General features: G+C 43.0%; 5 protein-coding genes and 1 pseudogene. 5 read left to right on the top strand and 1 reads right to left on the bottom strand.

Translation table 11 applies throughout. The annotated features are described in order from the left end of the window. Positions 1 to 68: 68 nt before the first annotated feature. A pseudogene (locus DW089_RS08935) lies at positions 69 to 536 on the bottom strand (N-acetylmuramoyl-L-alanine amidase); the annotation flags it as partial. 747 nt (positions 537 to 1,283) lie between these two features. Here DW089_RS08935 and DW089_RS08930 point away from each other — a divergent pair. From DW089_RS08930 to DW089_RS08915, 5 genes are all read left to right on the top strand, one after another. Beyond that, positions 1,284 to 1,550, top strand: coding sequence for a hypothetical protein (locus tag DW089_RS08930; protein ID WP_118287133.1), 267 nt, complete (start codon positions 1,284 to 1,286; stop codon positions 1,548 to 1,550). Between the two features lie 324 nt (positions 1,551 to 1,874). After that, positions 1,875 to 3,062 carry an IS200/IS605 family element RNA-guided endonuclease TnpB gene (gene tnpB / locus DW089_RS08925; RefSeq protein WP_199614778.1) on the top strand — a complete coding sequence of 396 codons (1,188 nt, stop codon included), beginning with the start codon at positions 1,875 to 1,877 and terminating at the stop codon, positions 3,060 to 3,062. A 522-nt stretch (positions 3,063 to 3,584) separates the two neighbouring features. Next, entirely contained in the window at positions 3,585 to 4,064 is a 480-nt protein-coding gene (locus DW089_RS08920) for a hypothetical protein (RefSeq protein WP_147351163.1), read from the top strand. A gap of 219 nt (positions 4,065 to 4,283) precedes the next feature. Next, positions 4,284 to 4,493, top strand: a complete 210-nt coding sequence (locus DW089_RS11355) for a hypothetical protein (protein ID WP_158572354.1) — start codon at positions 4,284 to 4,286, stop codon at positions 4,491 to 4,493. An 847-nt stretch (positions 4,494 to 5,340) separates the two neighbouring features. After that, positions 5,341 to 6,231: a glycosyltransferase family 2 protein gene (locus DW089_RS08915; RefSeq protein WP_158572353.1), complete on the top strand. Its 891-nt coding sequence runs from the start codon at positions 5,341 to 5,343 to the stop codon at positions 6,229 to 6,231. Positions 6,232 to 6,253 lie beyond the last annotated feature (22 nt).

Genomic DNA, 6,253 nt, shown 5'->3' with positions numbered 1-6,253 from the left:
AGAGTGGTAAAAAAAGTCCGTGCACATGGCAAAATCGTATCGGTATATTCAAAATGTGGGTCTGAGCCTTATAGCAAAGGCAGAAAGTGGGTGTAGTAGAGGGCCTTGCCCCGGAGTACGTCACCGCCGGGTTTCCAAACCCCGTCGTAATCCTGTAATTGGTACAGGTCCCATTTCTCGAACTGGGGGGTGCCGGCCATCCAGGGGCCGTACCCGTCCAAATCCGCAGCTTCGGCATGGGTCATTATATGACCCGCATCAATAGGGATACCGAGCTTCCGGGAGAGCAGGGCCAGCAGCAGGGCGGTGCTTTCCACCTGTAATTTGGTGGGTGGGAATGTCCCCAAATCAAAGGACAGATCCCCGTAGATCCTGGCGTCATAGGCACAGCACAGGGCAATTCCCAGTGCACCGGTATTCCGGTTCCAAGTATGAGCCAGAACCTGGGTCCAGTCGTCTGTGGATGAGTAGATTGCACCGTCTCCGGTAATCAGCAGATGGTAATCGTCAAACAGCTGGTCGTAAGTGCCTGCCGTCCAATGGACGTAAAGAAATCACACTACACCCCGGTGACCGCACGACCAAAAATCCAGGTACCAAGTTTTCTGCAGCAAAAATTTGCCTGTAGGCAAATTTTCCGTAGTTGGACTACCTAGCGGTGAGCACTAGCCCCAAAAGGGGACAGATTTTCTCCCTTTGGGGGAAATGCCGCAATGCGGCAAGAGGGGCTTGAGCCCAGATGACCATATATTTTTAAAAAAGTCCAGTAGATCTTAAAAAATATAAATATATTGATATTTATCACTTGCCGCACATGTTTCAAGTATTCGTTTTGACAACCAAGTGACAACCATTTGGCAACCGAGATTAGATTAGACTAGAGTAGATTAGACTAGATTAAAAAAACTAAAAGCTTGGTGTGTTATATTTATTTAGTATAAAGTAAATATAGATACAGGGCTTTTAATATATCCTATCGCTCTTATTCGTTTACCGCCACGCTGCTTACCCAGAAAGCCCTTGCGCACAGGCTCTGCCTGGACTTGTGCCGCACTGGTATGGGTAATCTGGCAAGGGGCTCTAGCGGCTATTTAGCTGCCAGTAAAGGGAAATTTTGCCAAATTTCGTTTTTAACGGGGGAAAAGTGTGAAACATGACCCTGTGTATGGACTGTATACAAAATACCGTTTCTGAACTAATTTTGGGCGTAATAGGGCTATTTGTACTTTTAGGATATACCCCATATTTATATTTATCTGGATTTTATTATAGCTAGCAGGGCCATGCATCGTGAAAAATATTTCGTTAACCTACTATGCGCAAGTGTGAAACACAAGGCGCTTTTTTTGCCGATTGGAGAAAAACAGGCCAAAATCAAGGCAGATGCGAGGGGATGCTTCGAAGGGCTGAAACAGTCGATAAAACCAGGTGGAACCTATAGTTGTGCAGAAACTGCAAAAGATATAGAGATAACAATGAAAACATATAAACAGATATTTTATTACAAAAAGTACACCATGCGAGGAATAAGTTTCTCTACGCGTTTTTAATCACGAAAATTATATTATTTTCTTGCGAAAATGCAAAATGTGGCGAAAAAAATGTGGTGAGGAAAAGGAGGCGGAAAGGCGGGGAAATGAGGCAGCATCGTAATCGTTGAAAAAACGGGTAAAATTGAACGTTGAACGGTCAGTACTACACCATGTACCTGCACGTTTATTTAACAGAAACAATATTTTATAAAATCTCTTTCTAGACAAAACATTTGTCTGAACGGTATACTCAATTCACTAGCATTGCAGCGGAGCTAACTTCATATTGAATTCTTTTTGTCACTCACTAAATATACTATTCATCGTACTAGAGGTGCCATTATGAATCCTACGCTCATTACTGATAACAAATTTAGCAATCAAACCCTGTCATCAAAGCAGGACGATAAGAAACCTTTCTATCGTGGCTATAAATACCGTATCTACCCAAATAAGGCACAGCAAAAGCTTATTGAGCAAACTATTAACGGCTGTTTCGCTGTTTATAATTATTTTCTTGAAGTGCGTGAAAGACTTTGGGAGAAACAGCGCCAGCGTTTGACTTATACTCAGATGGCAGGAAGACTGTCAGCGTTAAAGAAAACTAGTCGATTTTCTTTTTTAAAAGAGGCTGACAGCATGGCTCTGCAAGAAGTCCTGCGGGATTTGGATACTGCTTTTGAAAATTTTCTACGTAAACGGGCTAATTATCCGCGAGTGAAAGGAAAGCGAGGTTCTAAACAGAAGTATCGTACGAGAAATCAGAATCATTGTATCCGGATTGTAGACGGAAAATTAAGGCTGCCCCGGTTGGGTTTGATGCGTATTAAACTGCATCGCAGCTTTGAGGGCCGTATTTGTTTTGCCACCATCCAGAAAACGGCCACTGGAAAGTATTTTGTGTCCTTATGTGTGGAGCAGGAAAGAGAATTACTGCAGAGAAGCAATCGGGGTGGCGAAGTGGGTATTGACGTGGGCCTTGAAGATTTCTATACCGATAGCAATGGTGACAGCACAGCCAATCCTCACATTCTTAAGAAGTACCAAAAACAGATTGCCCGAGAGCAGAGCCGTTTGTCACGTACTACCATTAATTCACGGAATTGGAAGAAACGATATCAGAGATTGGCGCGGATCCATGAAAAGATTACCAATGCCCGGAAAGATTTTTTGCATAAACAATCCATTCAGCTTGTGCGGGAAAATGAATTGATTGCGGTCGAATACTTGAAAATCAAGAATATGATGACGCTTCATACCCTTGCAAAAGCTATAGCAGACGTGTCCTGGCGCGAATTTTTTTGGCAGTTGGAGTATAAAGGTGCTATGCATGGCACAAAAATCATCAAAATCCCTACGTATTTTCCTTCTAGCCAGATTTGCCATGTCTGTGGGTATATCAATTATAAGGTGAAAAATCTTTCCATCAGAAATTGGACCTGTCCTCATTGCCATACAGAAAATCTGGATAGAGATACCAATGCGGCAATCAATATTTTGGCAAGGGCCAAGAAATTTCTAAAAAATTGAATTTAACCTATGATACCGCAGGTGATGCGGGAATCGGGCCGATTGGTCCTACGCTGGCGGAGAACACACCAGGTTCTATGAAACCAGAAGCAGCTGTATAACGCAGCAGCATCTCACGCTGAGAAAAGGCTTCTCAAGGTAATTGTTGACACGGTCCACGTTGTCACAGTGCGGTCCGCAAGGGTGTAGTGGAGGCCGGATTTTGAATTTAATATTAGCGCGGTCGACAGTGGCTATGTTGGTACCGGGTTTTGAGAAGGAACTACGGAAAATTCATCCTGCTAAAGAATTTAGGAGCAGGATGAATTTTTGCTGCAGAAAACTCTGTACCGGATTTTTGGTCGTGCGGTCCGCAGGGTGTAGTGGAGGCCAGATTTTGAATTTAATATTAGTGCGGTCGGCAGTGGTTTTTGCTGGTACTGCGAAAATGAATTTGGCAGGGATCCGGAAAAGAGAATGGTGGATTATATGCACCACACCAACCAAATTACCTATACCTTTGGCTACTCCGGAGAAGTCTATATGACCCTGATTATCAAAAGGACCGATTCCGGAGCCCTGGTAACCTCGTATCTAGATGGCTTGAATCACTATCTGCCAGACGAAAATGACCAATGGGAACGGAGCAAAAATACCGCTTATTTTATGAAGCAAGAGGAATGGCAGGCACTGCTGGAAACCTTATTTTATAAAGCGTATATCCATGACTGGTCCGCCTGTTATTTCGCACTCAACCCCAAACCCCAAGAATCACACCAAAATTGGAAACTGACCATAGAAGTGGACAATCAGAATCCCAAAGTGCTGGAAGGAATGGACTCCTTTCCGCCCCTGTGGCATCGGGTGATGGAAGTCATGGACGCCTACTGGGAAAAAGCCCTGGAACTCAGACGGGAAGAAATAGCCAAGAGTACTGAAGTAGGCAGCGAAGCTGGATTTAAAGCTGAAGTTGGACCTGAAATTGCCTCTGCATTTGAATATGTCTCTAAAATGGAAGGCTGAACTCTGCCAGCCAGAGCACAGCCGCAAGGCTGACGCTTTGAGAAATATAGATAATTAGCACCCTAAAGGAGGTGAGGCCCAAGGCTGTAAGGCTTTTGGCGCTGATGCTGACTGCTCTTCCATGCTAAGCAAGACCTGGAAGCCAACAGCCTGAATAAGTTATGAATTAAGGGCGTCAATTCCTGAGAACGTTTGAGCCACGGCAGCTCCACTAAAGCTATGCTGACTGTATTTTCCTGCTTCTTTGCCTTGCAGAACAAAGAAGTGGGGGAATACAGGAAGCATACGCTGCCCTGGCTTGAAGGGAACCCGGGGATAGCAAGGAGTGATGATAACAACAAAAATAACTTGCTGTGCCAAAAGCCTGTCACAGCTTTTGGAGCAGAAAAACTTTACGGTGACGGGAAATCTGCAAGCCCTAATCTGTAAAGAGGGAAAAACTATAGCTGGATTTTGGTCGATCCGGCGTCCTTCGAAGAAAGAACAAAAATAAAGCTGGAGCTTGGTCAGCTTCAGCTCTAGATGGTATACCACACCCATTGCTGAAAAGAAAAATGCAAGCCCAGACACCGGATTCGTGGGGGATTCGGGGTCTGGGCTATTTTGTGATTTTATAATTATTGTATGAATATAAATTATAATTTTAAACAGCTACTGAGGCCGGATTCCTAATGGAGTCCGGCCTCGGAACGGCATTTATATTGGAACTGTAAAATTTTTTGCGGCACTATGATGTTTGCCGTTTTTGCAGAAAGCTTATGTTAGGCTTATACAAACGGACGGAAGATAGGGTGGTTAAGAGGATACCCCTGCAATTTATAATACAATTGGATTCGGAGAATAAGCTTACCGTCTCTGGGCAATGTAAAACGCAATAAATTCTACCAATCCTTGCTAAAAATACCTATGTGTTCTTTATAATTCCAGGAAAATGGGGTATTATATAAAAGACAAACAAAAAAGAAGAAAGATTCTTCATTGCTTGGTGCCCATTGTTGTTTTATGGTTTGAAATACTGTGTGAAAGCGGAATAAAATAACTATTGGTTTATGATAGGATAAATTTTTGTCCGCACCCCCTTATCTCCTGGTGGAATGAGTACGATGGAATATAGAATGAGCTTGAGTTTGGTGGCGTAGGATAGTCTCCCAAAACGGTCGCCCCCTTAGACAGAGTGTCTTATTGGTACCGAAAATAACATAAATTTATGAAAAAAATATGGGTTCAGATAAATGTTCAAATTTTCATTTGATATCAGTATATGAGCTCAATTAATATGGAAAAGGAATTACTTATGCATGTAGAGGAACTGTCAGTCAAAATCGCAGTACCAACATATAACGCCGGTGCTCAATTTCATAATTTCATAAAGGCTGTTCTTATGCAAAATGGATTATTACCGGATGATGTTCTAGTAGTAGATTCGTGTTCTACTGATCAGACCGCTGAATTGGCTAGAAAAGCGGGCTTTGATGTTCAAGTCATTTTTCAGAAAAATTTTTCTCATGGCGGAACTAGGGCTATGATGGTGGAGCGACTGGATGCTGATATCGTCGTGTTTCTGACTCAAGATGCTGTTCTGGCCAATGAAAATGCTGTGAGAGAATTAGTGCTTGCTTTTCGGGACGAAAAAGTGGGGGCTGCGTATGGCAGACAATTGCCTACGGAAAACACTTCAGTATTTGGAGCTTTTGCCCGTAGTTATAATTATGGCCCCTGCAGTTTCGTGAATGAGTTAAAAGACAGGGAAGTAAAAGGCATCAAAACGGCCTTTTTATCGGATTCTTTTGCGGCCTATCGGAAGAATACGTTGCTTCAGGTTGGAAATTTTGGAACTGAACTGCGCTATGGGGAGGATACTATTGCCGCAGCTAAACTGCTATTGGCGGGGTACAAAACTGCCTACTGTGCCAATGCTCTTGTGTATCATGCCCATAGCTTTACCCTTGCTGAAGAATTTGCCCGGTACTATGAAACAGGCAAACTTCATAAGCAGCAGCACTGGCTGCTGGAGAAGTTTGGAAAGGCGGAAGGGGAAGGTTTAAAATATGTTTTAGCTGAAGTCAAATACCTGAATGATAATGGATGCTCTATACTCATCCCTTTGGCATTTCTTAGAAATGTAGCTAAGTTTGCTGGGTACAAATTTGGGTATTTGAGCTTATAAATGGACTTTAAATATAAAATTA

It is taken from the genome of Acidaminococcus sp. AM05-11 (genome assembly GCF_003472805.1).
GTDB classification, from domain to species: Bacteria; Bacillota; Negativicutes; order Acidaminococcales; family Acidaminococcaceae; genus Acidaminococcus; species Acidaminococcus hominis.
The sequence above is the reverse complement of the archived record's forward strand: the minus strand, read 5'-3'. Positions and strand labels throughout refer to the sequence as shown.

What these genes read in the sequence shown, in the direction of transcription:
- DW089_RS08930 (WP_118287133.1), top strand. Translation starts at nt 1,284, where the DNA reads ATGCATCGTGAAAAATATTTCGTTAACCTACTATGCGCAAGTGTGAAA.
- tnpB (WP_199614778.1), top strand. Translation starts at nt 1,875, where the DNA reads ATGAATCCTACGCTCATTACTGATAACAAATTTAGCAATCAAACCCTG.
- DW089_RS08920 (WP_147351163.1), top strand. Translation starts at nt 3,585, where the DNA reads ATGACCCTGATTATCAAAAGGACCGATTCCGGAGCCCTGGTAACCTCG.
- DW089_RS11355 (WP_158572354.1), top strand. Translation starts at nt 4,284, where the DNA reads ATGCTGACTGTATTTTCCTGCTTCTTTGCCTTGCAGAACAAAGAAGTG.
- DW089_RS08915 (WP_158572353.1), top strand. Translation starts at nt 5,341, where the DNA reads ATGGAAAAGGAATTACTTATGCATGTAGAGGAACTGTCAGTCAAAATC.